This is a genomic window from Streptomyces sp. DSM 42067 (assembly GCF_055792885.1).
This window is the reverse complement of record NZ_CM147706.1, coordinates 8255495-8275781: the sequence shown is the minus strand read 5'-3', so window position 1 is coordinate 8275781 and position 20287 is coordinate 8255495. Positions and strand designations below refer to the sequence as shown.

17 protein-coding genes and 1 pseudogene are annotated in these 20287 nt (G+C 69.8%); 11 read left to right on the top strand and 7 right to left on the bottom strand.

The genetic code is table 11. The features are described 5' to 3' along the window. Nucleotides 1-340 precede the first annotated feature (340 nt). The gene (locus ACSMXV_RS37130) at nt 341-1507 is read right to left on the bottom strand and encodes an acyl-CoA dehydrogenase family protein (RefSeq protein ID WP_473175476.1); all 1167 of its coding nucleotides are present in this window, start codon (nt 1505-1507) and stop codon (nt 341-343) included. A 48-nt stretch (nt 1508-1555) separates the two neighbouring features. Continuing rightward, nucleotides 1556-2756 (bottom strand): annotated as a pseudogene (locus ACSMXV_RS37125) (CaiB/BaiF CoA transferase family protein). Nucleotides 2757-2876: 120 nt separating this feature from the next. Between ACSMXV_RS37125 and ACSMXV_RS37120 the strand changes: the two are divergent. From ACSMXV_RS37120 to ACSMXV_RS37100, 5 genes are all read left to right on the top strand, one after another. Continuing rightward, the gene (locus tag ACSMXV_RS37120) at nt 2877-3830 is read left to right on the top strand and encodes a LysR family transcriptional regulator (RefSeq protein ID WP_473175475.1); all 954 of its coding nucleotides are present in this window, start codon (nt 2877-2879) and stop codon (nt 3828-3830) included. Between the two features lie 133 nt (nt 3831-3963). Next, nucleotides 3964-4188, top strand: coding sequence for a hypothetical protein (locus tag ACSMXV_RS37115; protein ID WP_473175474.1), 225 nt, complete (start codon nt 3964-3966; stop codon nt 4186-4188). Between the two features lie 50 nt (nt 4189-4238). After that, nucleotides 4239-5270 carry a DNA polymerase IV gene (locus ACSMXV_RS37110; protein WP_473175473.1) on the top strand — a complete coding sequence of 344 codons (1032 nt, stop codon included), beginning with the start codon at nt 4239-4241 and terminating at the stop codon, nt 5268-5270. 178 nt (nt 5271-5448) lie between these two features. Further along, nucleotides 5449-6882: an MFS transporter gene (locus ACSMXV_RS37105; RefSeq protein WP_473175472.1), complete on the top strand. Its 1434-nt coding sequence runs from the start codon at nt 5449-5451 to the stop codon at nt 6880-6882. Between the two features lie 8 nt (nt 6883-6890). Further along, nucleotides 6891-7439 carry a TetR/AcrR family transcriptional regulator gene (locus ACSMXV_RS37100; RefSeq protein WP_473175471.1) on the top strand — a complete coding sequence of 183 codons (549 nt, stop codon included), beginning with the start codon at nt 6891-6893 and terminating at the stop codon, nt 7437-7439. Between the two features lie 289 nt (nt 7440-7728). Here the strand turns inward: ACSMXV_RS37100 and ACSMXV_RS37095 are convergent, their stop codons facing one another. Beyond that, nucleotides 7729-9510 carry a hydroxysqualene dehydroxylase gene (locus ACSMXV_RS37095; RefSeq protein ID WP_473175470.1) on the bottom strand — a complete coding sequence of 594 codons (1782 nt, stop codon included), beginning with the start codon at nt 9508-9510 and terminating at the stop codon, nt 7729-7731. 154 nt (nt 9511-9664) lie between these two features. On the opposite strand from ACSMXV_RS37095, the gene ACSMXV_RS37090 reads away from it, so the two are divergent. Genes ACSMXV_RS37090 through ACSMXV_RS37080 form a run of 3 tightly spaced genes read left to right on the top strand, consistent with a single transcriptional unit; the run spans nt 9665 to nt 10602 of the window. Beyond that, a complete protein-coding gene (locus tag ACSMXV_RS37090) occupies nt 9665-9889 on the top strand; it encodes a hypothetical protein (RefSeq protein ID WP_473175469.1) in 225 nt (74 codons plus the stop codon). A 21-nt stretch (nt 9890-9910) separates the two neighbouring features. Then, entirely contained in the window at nt 9911-10213 is a 303-nt protein-coding gene (locus ACSMXV_RS37085; protein WP_473175468.1) for an ArsR/SmtB family transcription factor, read from the top strand. Then, nucleotides 10210-10602, top strand: coding sequence for a VOC family protein (locus tag ACSMXV_RS37080; RefSeq protein WP_473175467.1), 393 nt, complete (start codon nt 10210-10212; stop codon nt 10600-10602). The genes ACSMXV_RS37085 and ACSMXV_RS37080 overlap by 4 nt, the downstream gene beginning before the upstream one ends. A 483-nt stretch (nt 10603-11085) precedes the next feature. Here ACSMXV_RS37080 and ACSMXV_RS37075 read toward each other — a convergent pair whose 3' ends face one another. From ACSMXV_RS37075 to ACSMXV_RS37060, 4 genes are all read right to left on the bottom strand, one after another. Beyond that, nucleotides 11086-13314: a beta-galactosidase gene (locus ACSMXV_RS37075; RefSeq protein ID WP_473175466.1), complete on the bottom strand. Its 2229-nt coding sequence runs from the start codon at nt 13312-13314 to the stop codon at nt 11086-11088. An 88-nt stretch (nt 13315-13402) separates the two neighbouring features. Beyond that, nucleotides 13403-14548 carry a galactonate dehydratase gene (gene dgoD, locus ACSMXV_RS37070; RefSeq protein WP_473175465.1) on the bottom strand — a complete coding sequence of 382 codons (1146 nt, stop codon included), beginning with the start codon at nt 14546-14548 and terminating at the stop codon, nt 13403-13405. Nucleotides 14549-14772: 224 nt separating this feature from the next. Continuing rightward, nucleotides 14773-15540 carry an SDR family NAD(P)-dependent oxidoreductase gene (locus ACSMXV_RS37065; RefSeq protein ID WP_473175464.1) on the bottom strand — a complete coding sequence of 256 codons (768 nt, stop codon included), beginning with the start codon at nt 15538-15540 and terminating at the stop codon, nt 14773-14775. Further along, complete coding sequence (locus ACSMXV_RS37060) at nt 15537-16586, bottom strand: LacI family DNA-binding transcriptional regulator (protein WP_473175463.1); 1050 nt, start codon at nt 16584-16586, stop codon at nt 15537-15539. The genes ACSMXV_RS37065 and ACSMXV_RS37060 overlap by 4 nt, the downstream gene beginning before the upstream one ends. Before the next feature lie 485 nt (nt 16587-17071). On the opposite strand from ACSMXV_RS37060, the gene ACSMXV_RS37055 reads away from it, so the two are divergent. Genes ACSMXV_RS37055 through ACSMXV_RS37045 form a run of 3 tightly spaced genes read left to right on the top strand, consistent with a single transcriptional unit; the run spans nt 17072 to nt 20273 of the window. Beyond that, nucleotides 17072-18421: an extracellular solute-binding protein gene (locus ACSMXV_RS37055; RefSeq protein WP_473175462.1), complete on the top strand. Its 1350-nt coding sequence runs from the start codon at nt 17072-17074 to the stop codon at nt 18419-18421. Continuing rightward, complete coding sequence (locus tag ACSMXV_RS37050; RefSeq protein WP_473175461.1) at nt 18418-19452, top strand: carbohydrate ABC transporter permease; 1035 nt, start codon at nt 18418-18420, stop codon at nt 19450-19452. The genes ACSMXV_RS37055 and ACSMXV_RS37050 overlap by 4 nt, the downstream gene beginning before the upstream one ends. After that, a complete protein-coding gene (locus ACSMXV_RS37045) occupies nt 19449-20273 on the top strand; it encodes a carbohydrate ABC transporter permease (RefSeq protein WP_473175460.1) in 825 nt (274 codons plus the stop codon). The genes ACSMXV_RS37050 and ACSMXV_RS37045 overlap by 4 nt, the downstream gene beginning before the upstream one ends. Nucleotides 20274-20287: the final 14 nt, after the last annotated feature.

Here is a 20287-nt window from a genome sequence, read left to right as displayed (position 1 = left end):
GGGGCACACCGCCGCGCAGCAACGGCGCCGGGCAGAGCCTGTTTACCGCACCGGCGAGTAGGCCAGGCCGGAGCGTGCAGCGGCACCGGCGGGTGGATGCCACGGCATCCACCCGCCCTTCAGCCACGCGGGGGCCCGGCGCACGCGACCCGCTCCCCCGCGGCGAAGCCGCGCGGTGCGCGCCGGCTCCGCGCGGTTGCCGCGCGTGCGGCAACGGCCTGGGCGCGGGCTGACGTCTGCTGGGCTGTCGCGGAACGCTGCGCGGCCTGTGTCGCACGCCCTGCGATGTCCTGGAGTTCTCGGAGATCTGCGGCCCGTGCTGTCACTCGGACGACGATCCTCATGCGTCGAGTCCTCCGCGCTTCACCAGCTGGCTCGCGATGACGTTCCGCTGGATCTCGTTGGTGCCCTCGCCGACGATCATCAACGGTGCGTCGCGGAAGTAGCGCTCCACGTCGAATTCGGTCGAGTAGCCGTAACCGCCGTGGATGCGGACGGCGTTGAGGGCGATCTGCATGGCCGTCTCGGAGGCGAACAGCTTCGCCATCCCCGCCTCCATGTCCACCCGCCGTCCCGCCTCCGCCTCCCGTGCCGCGTACAGGGTGAGCTGGCGGGCCGCGGTCAGTGAAGTCGCCATGTCCGCCAGGTAGTTGCCGATGGACTGGTGCTTCCAGATGGGCTTGCCGAACGACTCCCGCTCCTGCGCATAGGCGAGCGCGTCCTCGAATGCCGCCCGGCCGACGCCGAGGGCGCGGGCGGCGACCTGGAGGCGGCCGGTCTCCAGGCCCTTCATCATCTGTGCGAAGCCCTTACCCTCCACGCCGCCCAGTACGGCGTCGGCCGGAGCACGGTAGTCCTCGAAGGACAGCTCGCAGCTCTCCACGCCTTTGTAGCCGAGCTTGGGCAGGTCACGGGAGACCGTCAGACCCGGTCCGTGCTCGGCCAGCAGGATCGAGATGCCCTTGTGTGCGGGGCTCGCCGCCGGGTCCGTCTTGCACAGCAGCGCGATCAGCTGTGAGCGGCGGGAGTTCGTGATCCATGTCTTCGCACCGTTCACCACATAGCCGTCAGCGTCCTTGCGGGCGACCGTACGCAAGGCCTGCAGATCCGAGCCGCCGCCCGGTTCGGTCAGGGCCATGGTCGCCCGGATCTCACCGGTGGCCATCCTCGGCAGGTACCGCCGCTTCTGCTCCTCGGTGCCGAAGTGCAGCAGAAGCTTGGCGACCACGGTGTGCCCGCCCATCGCACCCGCCAGGCTCATCCAGCCCCGCGCCAGCTCCTCGGTGATCAGCACGTAACAAGGGGTGGAGACGGGTGTGCCGCCGTACTCCTCGGGGACGGCGAGGCCGAAGATGCCGAGCTGCTTCATCTGCTCGATCAGGGCTTCGGGGTAGGTGTTGGCGTGCTCCAGCTCCTGGACGACCGGCCTGACCTCCTTGTCGACGAAGTCGTGCACCGTCCTGACGATGAACTGCTCGTCCTCGGACAGGATGTCGAGGGTGCTCATGCTGTGACGCTCCTTGCTGGATGGCCCTGGCGCCTCGCGGGCAGATGGTCAGACGACGTGTTCGGCACGCAGACGAGCCGTCTCGTCCGCGCTGTATCCGAGTTCGGCCAGGATGCTCTCGGTGTGCTCACCCTCGGCCGGGACGGCTCCCATGCGGGGGGGCCGCGCCGGCCAGATCCACTGGCGGGATGAGGGCCGGCACCGTGACGCCCCCGGGAATCGGTACCTGCCGCCAGCGGCCCCGGGCGCTGAGCACAGGGTGGGCCAGGAAGTCCTCGATGTCGTTGACGCCGGCGTTGGCGATGCCCGTCTCGTCCAGCAGTTTCATCACCTCGCCGCTGTCCGACTCGGCGAACCGCCGGGCCACGATCGCGTTCAGTTCGTCGCGGTGGGCCACGCGGGCCGAGCCGGTGGCGAACCGCGGGTCGTCGACGAGGCCGGGGGCTTCGAGGAACCGCTCGCACAGGGCGGCCCACTCGCGTTCGTTCTGGATGGAGAACAGGACGTCCTTGCCGTCGGCGGCGGTGTAGGCGCCGTAGGGGGCGATGGTGGCGTGCTGGGTGCCGACCCGCGAGGGCTGGGCGCCGCCGAAGCGGGTGTAGTAGGCGGGCTGGTTCATCCACTCCGCGAGGGCCTCGAACAGCGAGACCTCGACGGCCCGGACGACACCGGTGGTGGCCCGGGTGAACAGGGCGGTGAGGATGCCCGAGTAGGCGTACATACCGGCGGCGATGTCGGCGATCGAGATCCCGACCCGGGCGGGCTCGTCGGCGCTTCCGGTCAGGGAGACCAGGCCGGTCTGGCACTGCACCAGCAGGTCGTACGCCTTGCGGTCGGCCCAGGGGCCACTGGAGCCGTAGCCGGAGATCGAGCAGGGGATCAACGACGGGAGGCGCTCGCGCAGCGCCTCCCCTCCCAGACCCATCCTCGCGGCCGCTCCCGGCGCCAGGTTCTGTACGAACACTTCGGCGTGGCCGAGGAGTTGCTCCAGTACGTGTCGCCCGTCGTCCGACTTCAGGTCGAGGGTCAGGGACTCCTTGGACCGGTTGAGCCACACGAAGTAGCTGGACTCGCCGTGCACGGTGGTGTCGTACCGGCGGGCGAAGTCGCCCCCTCCAGGGCGCTCCACCTTGATCACGCGGGCGCCGAGGTCGGCCAGCTGACGGGTGGCGAGCGGGGCGGCGACCGCCTGCTCGATGCTGACGACGGTGATGCCGGCGAGCGGCAGGGCTTCGGGCGGCTCGGTCACGCGATGACCTCCGGGTGCTTCTCCATTACGGGAGTACCATCATGGTCACTCATGAGAGCCCGAGTGAAATAGTAAGTCTTGATGGCACCATGCCTGATGCGGATGGCGGGTGGGAGAACCGTGGACGTCAAACAGCTCAAGGCCCTCGTCACGATCGCCGAGGTGGGCAGCGTCACCCGGGCCGCCGAGTTGCTGCACCTGGTGCAGCCTGCCGTGACCCGGCAGATCCGCACGCTGGAGGAGGAACTCGGCGTCCCGCTCTTCGACCGGACCCGGCAGGGCATGCGGCCCACCGAGGCAGGGACGATCATGGTGGACCGGGCCCGGCGGGCGCTGAACGAGCTGGAGCGGGCCCGTGCCGAGGTGCAGCCCGCTCCGGGCGTGGTGACCGGTATCGTCACGGCCGGCCTGCTGGAGAGCACGACCGATCTGCTGGCCGAGCCCCTCGTCTCGGCCCTGGCCAGGGACTATCCCGGCATCGAACTGCGCCTGATGACGGCCTACTCCGGGCATCTCCAGCAGTGGCTGGACGACGGCGACCTGGATCTGACGCTGCTCTACAACCTGGACAGCACGCCGTCGCTCAACGTCCGTCCGCTGGTGCGGGAGCACCTGTGGGCGGTGGCTCCGCCCTCGGCCGGGCTGCGGGCGGACCGTCCGGTCCCGTTCGCGGAGGTGGCCTCCCATCCGCTCGTCATGCCGGCGTCCGGTCATGCGCTGCGTGCGCTGATCGACGCCGCTGCGGCGCGGGCCCAGGCCGCCATGGACGTGGTCGTGCAGACCAACTCCATGCGGGTGCAGAAACAGCTCGTCGTGGCCGGTCACGGCTGGACCGTCCTGCCGGGTGTGGGCATCGCCGAGGACGTCACGAACGGCACCCTGAGTGCCGCGCCGCTGTGCGAGCCCGACGTGCGGCGCTCGGTCGTGCTCGGCACTCCGCGGTCCGGCCGGACGCCGCCCGCCGTGCAGGTCGTCGCCCGTGAACTGGTCCGGCAGATCAGCTCTGCCGTGGCGCAGGGCGGATGGCCCTCCGCCCAGATGCACGGGGCCGAGGCCCTCGCGCAGGACAAGTGACGCCAGGCGCCGGGCAGTGACGCCAGGAGCCGGGCAGTGACGCCAGGCGCCGGGCAGTGACGCCAGGGGCCGGGCCGGCGCCGTGAACACCCCTTGCAGATGTGCCCGTTCGCCCTTCCTGAAACTGGTGGCGATGCGGGGCGAGTACGCCGAGTTCAACCCGTGGCAGGGCCCCATGGGCCGTACGACGCAGCAGGCCCTGGAACTCATGGGCATCGCCGTCCTGCGCGCCGACACCTCTGAAGAGGTCGAGGAGACCGTCGAGGCCGCCCTGGACTCGGTGTGCGAGGCGGGCGAGCGCGTCGCCGTGCTCCTCGGACAGAAGCTGATCGGCCCCAAGGAGTGGGAGCGCGACTGATGACCAGGCATGGCGAGCACGGCACGGGCAGAAGACGCATACTGAACCGCGTGTCCGGCAGGGATTGGGTGCTGCACGTCGATCTCGACCAGTTCATCGCCGCCGTGGAAGTGGCTCGCCGGCCTGAGTTGCGTGGACGGCCGGTGGTGGTCGGCGGCTCCGGCGACCCGACCCAGCGAGGGGTGGTGGCCACGGCCTCCTACGAGGCGCGCGAGTTCGGCATCCAATCCGGCATGCCGCTGCGTACGGCGGCCAAGCGCTGCCCCGAAGCGGTGTTCCTGCCCTCGGATCCGCCGGCCTACCAACGGGTTTCCGACCAGTTCATGGCCGCGCTGCGCCGGTTTCCGGTGGTCGTCGAGGAACTCGGCTGGGACGAGGCATTCCTCGGAGCCCACATCGACGACCCCGAGGCCATGGCCGCCGAGATACGCGAGGCCGTGCGGGTCACGACCGGGCTGTCCTGCTCGGTGGGCATCGGAGACAACAAACTGCGTGCCAAGCTGGCCACCGGGTTCGCCAAGCCGGCCGGTACGTACCGCCTCACCCGGGACAACTGGGCGGCCGTCATGGCGGAGCGACCGACCGACGCGCTGTGGGGCATCGGGAGCAAGACCGCGAGAAGGCTGGCCGAGGCGGGCCTGCTCACCGTCGCCCAGCTGGCAAGGGCCGACCCGGACGAGCTCGCCGCCCGGTTCGGCCCGGTGCAGGGGCCGTGGTACCGGATGCTCGCACTGGGTGCGGGTGACACCGAGGTCAGTGGCGCTCCCTACGTTCCGCGCTCACGCAGCCGCGAGATCACCTTCCAGCACGACCTGACCGACCGCTCCGAGATCGGCGAACACGTCGCAACCCTGGCCAGACGCGTGGCACAGGATGTGGCCGCCGAAGGCCGACCGGCGCAACGCGTCGCGGTGAAGGTGCGGTACGCGCCGTTTCTCACGCAGACCCACAGCGTCACCCTGCCCACGCCGACCAGCGAGCCCGCCGAGATCGAGCGCGCGGCGCTGGCAGTGCTGGAACTGTTCGAGCACGACCGCCCGGTACGCCTCCTCGGCGTGCGCGCCGAATTCCGCGAGACGTAGGACACGTCATCCACGAGCGCTGAGCCACTGGCGGAGACCGCCCTGCCGCGACGGCGCGGTAGTATGTCATCAGGCGATGACATCACTTGATGACAAGATTGGCCCCTCTGTGCAACCAACGCGCACCCCATCCCCCCACCGGCAACGGGCACTGGTCCCGGTACTCATCTCCCTCGGCATGCTCGTCGCGATCGTCAGCAGCCTCGGCGCTCCGCTGATCCCGACGATCGCTGCGGTGAACCACGTGTCCATGTCCAGTGCGCAGTGGTCGCTCACGGTGACGATGCTCGTGGGCGCCGTCGCCACCCCGACGATGGGGCGCCTGGGCGACGGGCCGCACCGCCGGAAGGTGGTCCTCACCGGCCTGGCCGCGGTGCTGGTGGGCAGCGTGCTGGCGGCTCTGCCGCTGGGCTTCGGCGCGCTGATCGCCGGCCGGGCGCTCCAGGGTCTCGGGATCGGGCTCACGCCGTTGGCCATGGCCACCGCCCGTGACGCCCTGCCGCCGGAGCGGTCGCGGTCGGCGGTGGCGACGCTGTCGCTCACAGCCGCCGCAGGCATCGGTCTCGGCTATCCCGTGACCGGGCTGCTCGCGGAGTACTTCGGCCTGTACGCCGGGTTCTGGTTCGCGGCGATCGCCGCCGCCCTGGCCCTGGCAGCGGCCATCGTCGTACTGCCTCCGTCGCCGCAGCGCCCGGCGCACCGGTTGGACGTACTCGGCGCCGCGCTGCTGGCCGGGGGCATGGCCGGGCTGCTGTTCGCGCTCACCCAGGGCGGGCACTGGGGCTGGTCGTCGGCCCGTCTGCTCGTACTGGCCGTCGTGTCGGTCCTGCTGCTGGTCTGGTGGGTCGCCCATGAGCTGCGTACGCCGCATCCCCTGGTGGACGTACGGCTGGTCCGGGACCGGGTGGTGCTCGCGGCCAACCTCACCGCGGTCGTGGGCGGCGTGGGGATGTACCTGCTGATGTCACTGGTGACCCGCTTCGTGCAGACGCCGACGAGCGCCGGCTACGGCTTCGGCGCCTCCGTCGTCGTCACCGGCCTGGTGCTGGTTCCGTTCTCGGCGGGCAGCCTGCTGGCCGGCCGGCTGGTGCGCGTCCTGAGTCGCACCATCCCGCTCGCCCGGCTCCTGCCCCTGGGCTGCCTGATCTCCCTCGTGGCCGTGCTGTCCTTCGTGTTCGCCCGCCACAGCCTGTGGCAGGTGTTCGTCACCATGGCCCTGGCCGGGCTCGGCATCGGCATCACCGTCTCGGTCATGCCAGCACTGATCGTGGGTGCGGTGCCGGCGCAGGAAACCGGCAGCGCGATGAGTTTCAATCACGTCGTGAAGTACATCGGCTACTCGACCGGCAGCGCGCTCAGCGCGGTGGTGCTCCAGGCCCACACCGCCGCGGGCCAGGCACTGCCCTCGAACGACGGCTACCGTTCGGCCGGACTGCTGGCCTGCGCAGTGTGGGTGGCCACGGCCCTGGTGAGCTACCTCCTGATCCGGTCGCGTCGCGGCGGCACGCGGACCGTGCTGACGGCGGGTACGCAGAAGCCGGCGGAGCAGGCGGACGCCGGCCCGTTGCCGCCCCAGGCGGGCGGCCCGCGACACACCTCGGCCGACCGGTGAGCGCCCGCATGCCGGCGCGCCGCCGCGACGCCGCGCGCAGCCGTGAGCTGCTGCTGCAGGCGGCGAGCGAGTTGTTCGCCGAGCGCGGCTTCGACCGCACCACGGTCCGCGAGATCGGAGAGCGCGCGGGAGTGGACGCGGCGCTCATCGCGCGCTACTTCGGCAACAAGACCCAGCTGTACGTGGCCACGCTGCAGAACGCGACGGACGACGCGGTTCCCGCCGACCTGCTGGACCCGGACCGGCTCCTCGAACTGCTCGAGCGGGTCGACCTCCGCGGCCCCGGCCCCATCACCCAGGTCGCCGTCCAGCCGCACAGCGACCCCGCGGCCCAGGACGCCGCCCGCGCGGCACTGCACGCCCGACTGGTCGAGCCGCTGCTCGAGCGCTTCACCCGCGAGGGGCTGGACCGGCCGCGGCTGCGGGCCGAGATCGTCGTGGCGGCATTCATCGGGGTCCTGCTGGGACGCCGATCGGGCGCATTCGACGAACTCGGCCGAGCCGAATCCGGTGACCTGGTCACGCTGCTGCGGGACACGCTCGCCGGCGAGGGCTGACCAGCCGGCAGATCCGTCACTCCGCCGGTAGAGGAGGCTGGCCCGCGTCATAGACGAGCAGGCGGCGTTCGGGCCCGGAGACCTATCGCATGCTCAGCCGGGAGCGGCTGGCGCTCAGCGGGCAAGCCTCGGGGCTTGGGAGGTGCCGTTGCAGTGTGCCGTCGTGCAACACCCGTCTGGAAGGACCGTCCCCAGGTCGCCGGAAACCGGAGACACCCCTCCCGAATCGGAATCCTCAGCCGAAGACGATCAACGAACACCGGACGGCCGTTACGTGGTGGCTTCGTCCTCAGAGATCGAGGACGTGCGGAAGGCCCAGCCGGTAGCGGGTTCGGTCGGCCGCCTTGAGCTCGGCGAATCCGGGAGGTTCGGCGCCGCCGAAGAGACGGACCTCGTCGGCGCCGTCGGCTCCGGCGGCCTCCAGCACGCCGTTGGCGGCGCGGCGGCCGGTCTCGTTCGCGGCCTCCATGGACGTGAAGTCGACGTTGCTGTGCGCGCGTACGTGATCGCCGGCGAGGAAGAGGTTGGGGATGGCGGTGACGGCCTCGGAACGCAGTTCCCAGGAGGAGACGTCGTTGAGGTAGTAGGTGTCGTCGTTCTCGAGCCTGCCGCCGGCGGTCCGGGTGACGGCCGGGTCGAGGAACCAGGAGTGGACGATGCCGTCGGGGAGGACGACGTCGCCGTCGTCCTCGAGGCCCGCCTTCATCTGCGCCCAGACTTCCTCGGAGATCTCCTTCGGGGTGCACTCCTTGGCGGGTTTGCCGTAGAGGCGGCCTGGCGTGTCCCAGTCGGAGATGACGACGGAGAGGGATTCGGCGGCCACGCCGTCGCCCCAGGTCTCGGTGAAGGGCTCGGACCAGAGGCGGGACTGCCCGACGAGGACCAGCGCCCACGGTGAGTCGATGAGACCAAGGTGGGCGACGGGGCCGCGGAACGTCTCCTTGAGGTAGTACATGATGCCCTGGCACCACGTGGTGCGCATTCGGTCCATCTTGGCGAGTTGAGGATCTGCCGCCCGGATGTCGGGAGACCACAATTGCCGTACGCGGTCCACGGGGAGAGCGGCCACGTACCAGTCGGCGTCGATCCGGGCGGGACCGGCCGCGGTGCGGGCGTGAGCGGCCGTGATGCGTCCGTCGGAGCCGAGTTCGAGGGACTCGACGAGATGCCCGGTGACGAAGCGGACGCCCAGGGATGTGAGGTGCCGCACCCACGGGTCGATGAAGCGTTCACTGGTGGGGCCGTCGAGGATCCGGTCGAAGGGGCCGTCGGGGCCCATCCCGAGCATGGAGTAGAGGATCTTCGAGATGCCCTGCCCGCAGGTCCGGGTGCTGGCGGTCTCGGGGCGCAGAGCCTGGATGACCTTCGCCGAGCCGCCCCACATCACCTGGTAGTAGTCCGACTTGCCCTCGGCTTCGATGAAGTCGAGCCAGCCGGTGTGCTCCCACTGCCCGAACTGGCGCTCGTCGCAGCTCGTCATGAGGACGGCGAGTTTACGGCCGAGCAACGCGCATTCGTGGGGCAGGAGTTGCGGCATCGTGCGCAACAGGCCCGCGATGACGAGGGGGAGGGTGGCGGGGTCGAGAGTGCGTGTGTCGGGCGGGATGGTGGGGAGGTAGAGGTCGCCCTTGCCGTTGTCTCTGTTGAACGCGAAGTAGGGGACGGTGACGAGGTTGTCCCAGACGCCGTGTGTGCGGTCGCCGAAGGGGATGCGTCGCATGGTGTCCGGAAGGTTGGTGTAGAAGCCGAAGAAGCCTCGATGGCCGTGTTCACCGGGCAGGTCGCGGCGGCCACCGGTGGCCGTGCCGGTCACCGGGAGGCTGCGCGCCTTACCGCCCCATTCCGCGCGCCGGTCGTACACGGTGACGTCGAAGCCGCGCTCGGCGAGCTCGTGGGCGGCGGTCAGGCCGCCGATACCGCCGCCGAGTACGGCCACTCTCGTGCGGGCCCGCTGCGCCGCGGTCGCCTTCGCGGGCCGAAGTCCGAGTGCCCCGGCTGCCGCCAGTGATCCACCCCAGCCCAGCACCTGCCTGCGTCCCGGCATCGCATCCTCCCCGCTCGACGACGTCATCGCCGGGACGCTAGAGAAGCGCCCACAAGATGGGAACGCCTGTCTCGCCACGTTCGCATCTTCCGCACGTCGGTGAACCAGTGGGCCCAGTGCGGCACTTGATCTGCACGAGCCTCGCACGCACGGAGGCCCTGGGCACGTGCCGCGTCCACCGATGCCCCTGGCTGGCGCGGCAAAGAGCGCCGGGAAGGGTCCCGATGCCGTTCAGCGTAAAACGACCAACGAGGCCCTCGACCAGCAGCTCATCCCCGTCCAGCTCGCCACCAGCCGCCCCGAAGCCGCCCAGTCCGCCTACCGCGTCCTCGCTGCCCGCGGGCCTGCGCCCGCCGTCGGCGGGCCGACTCGGGACGCGGTGCACCTCGACTTGATAGGCAAGTGAGCAATTGCCTATCCTGTGGTCGTGGCCGACGACCTGTTCAAAGCCTTGGCCGACCCCACCCGGCGCACCATCCTCGACGAGCTCGCGGAGAAGTCCGGACAGACACTGTTCGAGATCTGCTCGCGACTGAGCATGAAGCATCAGCTGGGCATCTCGCGCCAGGGGGTCTCCCAGCACCTCGCCGTGCTGGAGGCCGCCGGGCTCGTCGAGACCAGGCGGGAGGGCCGCTACAAGTTCCACGACCTGAACACAGCCCCGCTGCGGCACATCGCCGAGCGATGGCTCGTGCCCGGCACATCCGGACCGGAGGAGAGCACCTCATGAAGATCCATCTGACCAGCGTCTTCGTCGACGACCAGGCCAAGGCCGAGCGTTTCTACACCGAGATCCTCGGTTTCGTGAAGAAGCACGACGTCCCGGTGGGCGAGAAGGACCGGTGGCTGACCGTCGTCTCGCCCGACGAGCCCGACGGCACCGAACTCCTCCTGGAGCCCGCCGGCCACCCGGCCGTCAAGACCTACCGCGACACGCTCGTCAAGGACGGCATCCCGCTCGCCCAGTTCGCCGTCGACGACGTGAAGGCGGAGTACGAGCGCCTGCGCGACCTCGGCGTCCACTTCATCCAGGAGCCCCTGGAGATGGGCCCCGTCACCACCGCCGTCTTCGACGACACCTGCGGCAACCTCATCCAGATCGCGACACAGCCGCAGTAGGCGGTCGGCCGCGTGCAGGCTCGGCCGCGTGCAGGGCTCGCCCGCGGCGGCGACTGAACCCGCGCCCTGGAATTCGCCGGCGGCGTGGGCATGACGCCGGAGTTCCTCGAATGACCTCGGCCGCGCCCTCATCGAGATCAGTCGCTGCCGCTTGGCGCGGGTGCGGGTGACGGCGATCGGCGTGGCGCCTACGCGGTTGGCCGTGTGGACCGCGGCCACACGCGCGCTGCTGAAGGCCGCGTTCAGTACCGCCACGTCACCGGCCCGCATCCCGCCCACCTCCACCATCGCGCCGTAGGCCGTGAGGCAGGGCATCCACACCGCCGCGCCGGACACCGCGTCCACGTGCTACGACCAGACGTCCGCTCGGCAACTGCGCCGACTTCGGGTAGACCGCGCAGTTGACCCGCCCTTTCAGGCACGGTTCGTTGCCGAGCTGGCTCTTCGGCGTCCGTCACGGTGACGGCCGTTGCGGACCGCGGTTCAGTCGAGGTCGTCGTCGGCCGGGCCGCCTGCGCGCCCGGTGACGAACACCCGCACGTCCCATGCACCGAGCTCCAGTTCGGCCCCCGCGGCGACCGCGCTGTCGTCCAGGACGTCGGTCAGCTCCACGGGGGCGGCGACACGGGCGGGCTCCCAGCTCCAGTTATGGACGACGTGGACGCGGCGCCCGTCGGGGGACGTACCGGTCGTCGCGGTGACCGATTCCGGGAGGTCCCGCCAGCCGTGGCGTGCCGAGGGTGTCAGCCATGTCGCCAGCGCGCGGGCGAGGGCCCGGCCGGGGACCGTGCCGACGTAGGTGACGCGGCCCTCTCCGTGGCGGCGGGTGGTGATGGCGGGCCAGCGGCCGAAGTGCGGGTGATCGTATGCGGCGAGCACCTCGGCGTCAGTGACGGTCAGGCCGTCGGCCCAGCGGGTCGCCGTCGCCTCCCGCGGCAGCTGCAGCGGGCTGCCGGGCACGGGGTGGACCGGGATGTCGCGCGCGAGGTTGCTGAACTCGTCGTACGTGACTCCCGCCGCCTCGGTGAGGCGTCCGGGTACCGCTTCGTGCCGGGCCCGGGCCTCGTGGTCGGCGTAGCCGGTGCGCGGGCCGAGGACCAGGTGGCCGCCCGCTTCGGCATAGGCCGCGAGCCAGTCGAGGGTCGCGTCGGCGGCGATGTACAACCCCGGTACGACCAGCACGGGGTGGCGGCGTGCGGCCTCATCCGGCGCCATGCCCTCCCTCCCCCTGGGGGCACCTCCCAGCGGTAGCTGGGGGACTTCGGCCGGGGAGACCCCCACGCCGCGCGGGTCGTGCAGCTGCCGGGCGTGCACGATCCGCACCTGGCGGCCGGCGTCGAAGGCGCCGCGGTAGAAGGGGTCGAAGAGGCGGTGGTAGGCGGCGGGGTCGGGGTCGCCGTCGGCGGTCGCGAGCGGTGGGTGCTTCTGCATGAGCCACTTGCTCGGCGTCGAGTAGACCATCGTGATGTCGGCGTCCGGCTCGAGCCCGGCCACGACGGGGCCTGCCGCCTCGAACTCAGCGCCGAGGCGGGCGAGTTCGGCGTACGCGCGGCCGGGCTGTCCGCTGTGCGGCAGGACTCCGCCCCAGTAGGTCTCGGCGCCGAAGCGCAGCGTCTGCCACTGCCAGTACTCGATCATCCGCGCGCCGCGCGCCACGTGCGCCCACGCGGCCTGCCGCCATTGGCCGTCGTAGGCGGGGCGGTTGTCCCACGGGGCGCCGATGCACTGGGCGTTGGTCTCGGTGATCAGGAACGGCTCCTGGCGGGAGGAGAACATCCAGTCCGCGGTCTGGTACATCGACCAGACGCCGGTGGTCTTCCAGATCTGCTGGTGGTCGTCGGGCGTGGGGTCGGGGAGCAGGAGACCGTCCTGCATGTCGTAGTACGGGTTGCCGGAGGCGATGTCGAGCCGGGCGGACAGCTCGTCGTCCTCCACGCCTTGCCTGGTGTAGGAGATGCAGGTGGTGACGAACTGCTCGGGACGGGCGTACTCGCGGACGATGTCGGCCTGCCAGCCGATGAACTCGGTGACCTGGCGGGCCTGGAACTCCCGCCAGGCGACGTCGTACTGGGGCTGGGCGTTGCCGTCCGGCGTCCACAGGTCGGCCCAGGTGGACAGCCGGTGGGACCAGTACACCAGGCCCCACTCCCGGTTGAGGGTCTCGACGTCCCCGTACTCGTCGCGCAGATGGTCGACGAAGCGCTGGAAGACGCCCTGGTTGTGGAAGAGGTGCACGCCTGGTTCGTTGTCCACCTGCCAGCCGATGACCGCCGGATGGTCGGCGTACCGGGGGACGATCTTCCGGATGATCCGCTCGGCGTGGAAGCGGAAGGCGGGGTGGGTGAAGTCGGCCTCTTGGCGCCCGCCCCAGCCGAAGCGCTTCCCTGTGGCGTACTCCCCCGCGATCTCCGGGTACTGCCGGGCCAGCCACGGCGGCACCGCGTACGTCGGGGTGCCGATGATGACGGAGATGCCGCGCTCGTGGGCGCCGTCGAGGACCGGCTGGAGCCAGTCGAGATCGAAGCGCCCGTTCTCCGGCTCCCAGGTCGACCAGACCGATTCGCCCACCCGGATCACGGTGAAGTTCGCCTCGGCCATCAGGTCGAGGTCGGTCTTGAGCCGTTCGTCGGGCCGCAGTTCGGGGTCGTAGGCGGGCGTGTACTCGTGGTAGTACGCGGCGCCGAACAGGACGCGGGCGGGCAGATCCGCCATGAAGGGAACCTCCGGGAAAGTAGGGGGCGTTACTGCTTGACGCTTCCGGTCGCCAGACCGCTCTGCCAGTAGCGCTGGAGCAGGAGGGCTACCAGGAGGCCAGTGAGCCGTCCGTGTTGCGCCAGACCGGGTTGCGCCAGTGATGGCCGCGTTCGGCGGCGGACCGGACCGCGTCCTCGTCGATGGTGATGCCGAGACCGGGAGCGGTCGGGCGGTCGATGTAGCCGTCGCGGAATGTGAAGGGCGTGGTGTCGGCGAGGTAGTCCAGCAGTCCGCTGCTGTCGCCGTAGCCGATGCCCAGTGCCTGTTCCTGGATGAGGAAGTTGGGGATCGCGAAGTCGAGTTGGAGGCTGGCCGCGAGGGCGATCGGGCCGAGCGGGCAGTGCGGGGCCACCAGGACGTCGTAGGTCTCGGCCATCGCGGCGATCCGGCGGGTCTCGGAGATGCCTCCGGCGTGGCTGATGTCGGGCTGGGCCACGGCGATGCCGTCGGAGAGCACCGAGCGGAAGTCCCAGCGCGAGTAGAGCCGTTCGCCGGTGGCGATGGGGATGGAGGTGGAGCGCACCACGGCGCCGAGGTCCTGGGAGAACTCCGGCAGCACCGGCTCCTCGACGAACATCGGCAGCAGGGGCTCGAGCAGGGGCAGTACGCGGCGGGACATCGCCCCGCTGAACCGGCCGTGGAAGTCGAGTGCCAGGTCGCGCTCCGGGCCGATGGCCTCGCGGACCGCGGTCACCCCGTCCACGATGGCGTTGATCGCGGCGGGCGCGGCGAGGGGCTCCAGCTGGCCGCAGGGGTTGAGCTTGACCGCCGTCATGCCCTTGGCGACCTGCGCGGCAGCCGAGTCGAAGAGTTCCTCGGGGGTTGCGCCGCCGACCCAGCCGTAGACGCGCACCCGGTCGCGGACGTGGCCACCGAGGAGCTGGTGGACCGGGACGCCGTGGGTCTTGCCGGCGATGTCCCACAGTGCCTGGTCGATGCCGGCCAGGGCGCTGTTCAGGACGACGCCGCCGCGGTAGAAGCCGCTCTTGGCGAGCACCTGCCAGTGCTCTTCGATGCGGGCGGGGTCCTGACCGACCAGGTAGTCGAACATCTCCTCGACACAGCGGGCGACGGTCTGGGCCTTGCCCTCGACGATGGGCTCGCCCCAGCCGGAGATGCCCTCATCGGTGTCGACGCGCAGGAAGAGCCAGCGCGGTTCGACGAGGAAGAGCTCGTATCCAGTGATCTTCATGGGGTGGACCTCCGGTCCTGTGCTGTGTACCGCCGGGCGGGGCCTGGGCGAGACGGCGGGCGTGTGAGTCGTGTGGTTGGGGCGGGTGAGAGCAACTGCCCGCTCCGGGGGGAGAGGCGAGCTGTGAGGAACTGGCTGCTTTGTGGGCGCCGGCGGCCCCTGGATGCGGAGGCCGGGTCGTGCCTGGAGCGGGCAGGGTCCCGCCTGGAACGAGCGAGGGCGCCTTACTCCTGGGAGCTGATGCTGCGGCCACCGTCCACGAGCAGGTTCTGGCCGGTGACGAAGGCGGCGTCCTCGGAGGCGAGGAAGGCGACGGCGGCGGCGATGTCCTCGGGGGCGCCGAGCCGGCCGACGGGGGTGCGTGCGATGGCCTGCGCCTTGTACTCCGGGGGTACCTCGGCCCACAGGGCGGTGGCCACGGCTCCGGGCAGGACGGCGTTGACCCTGATCTGCCCGCCGTACTCGACGGCGAGCTGGCGGACGAGGGCGTCGATCCCGCCCTTGGCCGCCGCGTACGCGGGGAAGCCCTTGAAGCCGATGACCGCGTGCACGGACGAGGTGATCACTACCGCGCCCCTGGCCGTCCTGAGCAGGGGCACGGCGGCTCGGACACCGTAGAAGACGGAGTCGAGGCAGAGCCGCAGCTGGTGGTGCCAGACGGCGTCGTCCAGTTCGTGTGCCGCTCCGGGCAGGTTCTGGCCGGCGTTGAGGTGGAGCACGTCGAGGCGCCCGGTCCAGGACTCGGCCTCGGCGACGGCCTCGGCCCACTGACTCGGTGAGGTGACGTCGAGGCGCTGGTCCTGCGCCCGCCCTCCTGCGGCGCGGATCTCCTCGGCGACGTGATGGGCGCCCTTGGCGTCCACGTCGGTGACGAGGACCGACGCTCCCTCCGCCGCCAGCCGACGGGCGGTGGCCGCCCCGATGCCGGAGGCGGCCGCGGTGAGAAGGGCCGTACGGCCGGTGAAACGCGCCGGTGCGGCGGCGACGGTCATGGCGTTCCTCCTGGTCCTGGCGGTCTGGCCGTGGAGCCGCGCAGCACAAGCCGCGGCTCGGTCGGTACGACGACGTCTCCCACCGGCGCACTTTCGATGGTGGCCACCAGGGCGTCCACGGCCGCGGTACCCAGCTCGTACAGGGGCATCGCCACGGTGGTCAGCGGGGGATGGAGGTGCGCGGCCACGGGCAGGTCGTCATTGCCGATCACGGAGACGTCGTCCGGAATCCTCAGGCCGAGCTCCCGGATCGCGGCCATGGCACCGATCGCCTGGGCGAGCGAGCTGGTGTAGACGGCGGTGACCGGCGGGCGCTCGCCACCGTCGGTGGGGCGCAGCAGTTCCCGCGCCGCAAAGCCGCCGCCGTCCTCGGTGAAGTCCCCGGAGGCGACCGGAGCCGCATCCAGCCCGAGTGCGTCGGCGTGGCGCAGGAACGCCTCCTTGCGGACCTCGCTGGGCGTGATCCCGGGGGGACCCGCGATGTGGCCGACTGCGCGGTGACCGAGGCCGTGCAGGTGGTCGAGCGCGGTCACGCTGGAGCGGGCGACGTCCATCGTGACGTTGCGGCCGGATTCCGGCACGGAGCGGTTGAGGAAGACGTGGGGGACCGGGCTGCGGCTCAAGGTGTCCAGCAGGGGGTGGCCGGGGCGGGCCGAGGCGATGAGCAGCCCGTCGACCCTGCCCTCCTGCACCAGGTCGTTGAAGGACTCGTCGGCTTCCTGACCGTCGAAGTCCTCGGCCAGCAGGGAGAGATAGCCGAGCTGACGGGCGCGCTGGTAGACGCCGCGAGCGATGGTGACGTACGTGGGGTTGCCGAGGGCGGGGACCAGCAGGGCCAGTACGTGCGTGCTGGCGCCGGCCAGCGCCCGGGCCCCGGAATGGGGCCGGTAGCCGAGTGCCTCGGCGGCCTCATGGACGCGTCGGCGCGTCTCCGGCCGCACGGACAAGTCCTGTCGGCCGTTGAGCACTTTGGACACGGTGGCCTTGGAGACTCCGGCCCTCTCCGCCACGTCCACCAGCCTCGCCCTGACGTGCTGTTCCGGCACGTAGGTCCCCCCCTTTCCGGTGGGCGCCAGGGGCCGCTCGGCGTGTGCGGCGGTGGCGCGTTCTGATCCGTTAGTGACTCTTGACACCTTCTGGCGCTGCAACTTAACGTTCGCCAAAGTTCGAGTCAACCGGTTTCCTCGGACGGAAATAGACGACATGTCTGGGCAGAGCCGCAAAAACCTGCCCATGTGAACGCAGCAGTGTCAACGCCGGATACGGGCCATGGGCGGGGTGCGCTACACGGCGCGCCGGGAGGGTCACCGCGGACGCGACCACCGTCGCCGTCGCGGTCGGACGATGCGGTGCCGACACACGTGCACGACAGCCGTGTGCGTGCCCGTCCGGAACTTCTCGCGCCAGGGCCGAGTGAGCCATGCGCTTCCCGCCCGATCCATCCCCACGCCCCTACCCCGTGTCCCTTTGCCGCTCCTCCCCGCGGCAACTCCGCATTTCCCATACGTCCCGCACGAAAGGCTGTCCAGTTATGTCCGTCCCGACCACAGGGTCTCTCGACAGACGTCGTTTCCTCACCTTCTCCGGTGCCGCGCTCGGCGCGGCCGCGCTGTCCGGCTGTGCCGCTTCCGTCGATGACGGTTCGGGTGGTGGTGGTTCGTCGAGTGGCTCGTCGACGGTCACCGTCATGTCGACTGAGGATGACAAGAAGATCTTGCAGGCGGTGGGCAAGTCGATCGGTATCAAGGTCAATTTCGTGGCCGCGGACCCGACGAAGCTGAACGCGTTGCTGGCGTCGAAGAATCCGCCGGACCTGGTGCGGGGTCTTGGTGCGACGGAGACGCCGTACTTTGCCGCGCGTGGGTTGATGACCGATCTGGACCCGTACTTCGAGAAGAGTTCGGTGCTGAAGGCGTCGGATCTGGATCCGGTCAACGATGTGTGGCGCTATGACGGCGAGAAGCAGGGCGCGGGGCCTCGTTATGGCATGGCCAAGGACTATTCGCAGGACCAGATGTTCTGGTACCGGACGGATATGTTCGAGGCGGCGAAGCTGGATCTGCCCAGTGAGAGTGAGCCGCTGTCCTATGACGAGTGGCTGGATCTGGGCAAGGAGCTGACCAAGCGCAGGCTGGGCAAGGTGAAGGTCTACGGGCTGAATGCGACGGGGCTTGGTGCGTTTTCGCAGTTCATGGGTATGACGGCCTCGGCCGGTGGAGGCCTGTTCGCTGAGGATCTGGCGTCGGTCGATTTCTCCTCGCCCGAGGCGCTCAAGGCTCTCACGTGGTACCTGGAGTATGCGCGGGCCAATGTCGGCCCGAACGTGGCCAATCCCAACCCGGACGGCTGGGACTGGCCCACCTATCAGGCCGGGCGGATGGCGATGGCCTGTGACGGCTACTGGTTCGGCGGGGCGATCGGCGCCGAGGCCAAGATCGCTGAGGTGTCGCGTCTTGCGCCCGCCCCCCAGCTGGGCGGCAACCGCATCAGCCCCTGTTTCGGTGCGACCGGTTACTGGATCCCCAAGGACGCCAAGAACAAGGACGCGGCCTGGAAGCTGTTCGAGTACTACTTCGCGGGCAAGCCCGCCGAGGAGCGGGCCACCAGCGGCTGGGGCATCCCGACGTTGAAGTCGCTGCGTTCGAAGATGCCGCAGACGAATGCGTTCCAGAAGCAGGCGTTCGGCGTGCAGGAGCAGGAGCTTAAGCACTTCTCCGTGCTGACGTTCACCCCCTATGCGCAGCTGACCGCCCTGGACGGTGTGATCAACAAGGTGCTGCCGAAGGCGATCAAGGGCACGACGTCCGCGGGCAAGGTCGCTGATGAGCTCAACACGCTCATGAACGAGCAGATCGCCAAGGGCAAGGAGCTGGTGGGGTGAGCACCGGCCAGCTCACTGATCAGGCCGCCGGGACGGGCGAGGCGTCATCGTCCCCGTCCCGGCGGCCGGCCAGGGCGCCCCGCCGCCCGGCCTCACTACGCACCCGCAGGGCGCGGGCGTTCTATGTGTTCACCCTGCCCTGGGTGGTCAGCTTCCTGGCGCTGACGGCCTTCCCGCTGGGGTATGCCCTGTGGCTGAGCTTCACCAACGCCGACGGCCTGTCGAACAATTCGCGGTTCGTGGGACTGGACAACTACAAGGAGGTCTTCACCGACCCCGAGACGATGTCCTCGCTGGCGCGCACCGGAGTGTTCACCGCGATCACGGTGCCGCTGGGGATCCTTGCGGGGCTGCTGCTGGCGGTGCTGGTGAACCAGCCGATCCGGGCCCGCGGCCTGTTTCGCACCCTGTTGTATCTGCCCGCCGTGGTGCCCCCGGTCGGCGCCGCCCTCACCTTCAAGCTGATCTTCGACCGTGACTCGGGAGCCGCCAACGGCGTCCTGGATGTGGCCGGTATCAACGGCATCAACTGGCTGGTCGACCCCTACGCCCGCTGGGTGCTGATCGTGCTGACCATGTGGGCCGTCGGCAACGGCATGATCATCTCGCTGGCGGGGCTGCAGGACATCCCCAGGGAACTGAACGAAGCGGCCAGGGTGGACGGCGCCAGCCCCTGGCAGTCCTTCACCCGCATCACCCTGCCCCTGCTGTCCCCGGTGATCTTCTTCCAGGTCGTCACCGGCATCATCGCCTCCCTGCAGACCTTCATGCCCCTGCTCATCGCGCTCGACCCCACCCCCAGGGGCGTCTCGGCCGTGCCCGAGAGCAACTACTTCTACATGATCCACGTCTTCGCCCAGTACTTCGCCAACGGCCGCTACGGCTACGCCTCCGCCCTGCTGTGGGTGCTCTTCGCGATCATCTGCATCATCACCTTCCTCGTGTTCAAACTCAGCAAGGGCGCGGTCTTCTACTCCGTCGAACCCGAGCAGGCAAAGCCCAAACCCCGCACGATCGGAGACAGCCGATGAGGGTTCTCTCCCGGCGCAGCACCATCTACATACTCCTGGTCGGCATCCTGGTGCTCATGCTCAGCCCCTTCGGCTGGCTCGCCATCACCGCGCTCAAAGACTCCTCCGAACTACGCGCCTTCCCCATCCACTGGTGGCCCCACCAGCCCAGCGTGGGCAACTTCCACGACGCGCTGACGATGTTCGACTACCTCGGCTACGCCCGCAACTCACTGACCATCGCCACCCTCTACGCCGTCCTGGTCACCCTCGCCTCGGCCTGGGCCGGCTACGGCTTCGCCCGGCTGGAAGCACCCGGCAAGAAAGCCATCTTCGCCGTGCTGATGTCGACGATGATGCTGCCCGCCGTGATCACCCTCATCCCCACATACCTGATGTTCGCCAAGCTCCACCTGGTCAACACCTACATGCCCTGGGTGCTCTGGGGCCTGTCCGGCGCCCCCTACCTGATCTTCCTGTTCCGGCAGTTCTTCACCAACATGCCCAAAGAACTCGAAGAAGCAGCCATCGTCGACGGCTGCGGACAGATCCGCATCTTCTGGCGGATCTTCCTGCCCCAGTCCTGGCCCGTCATCGCCACCAGCCTCATCCTGTCCTTCTCCTGGACCTGGGGCGACTACATCGCCCCCGCCCTGCTCCTGGACGACGCCCGCACCACCCTCGCCGTCAAACTCGCCACCGGCTACGTCAACCAACACGGAGCCCAACTCGGCAACATCGTCGCCGCCGGCGCAGTGATGTACGTCCTACCCGTCCTCGCACTCTTCCTGATCATGCAACGCGGCTTCATCTCCGGCATCTCCACCTCCGGACTCAAGTAAAAAAACGCCCTTTA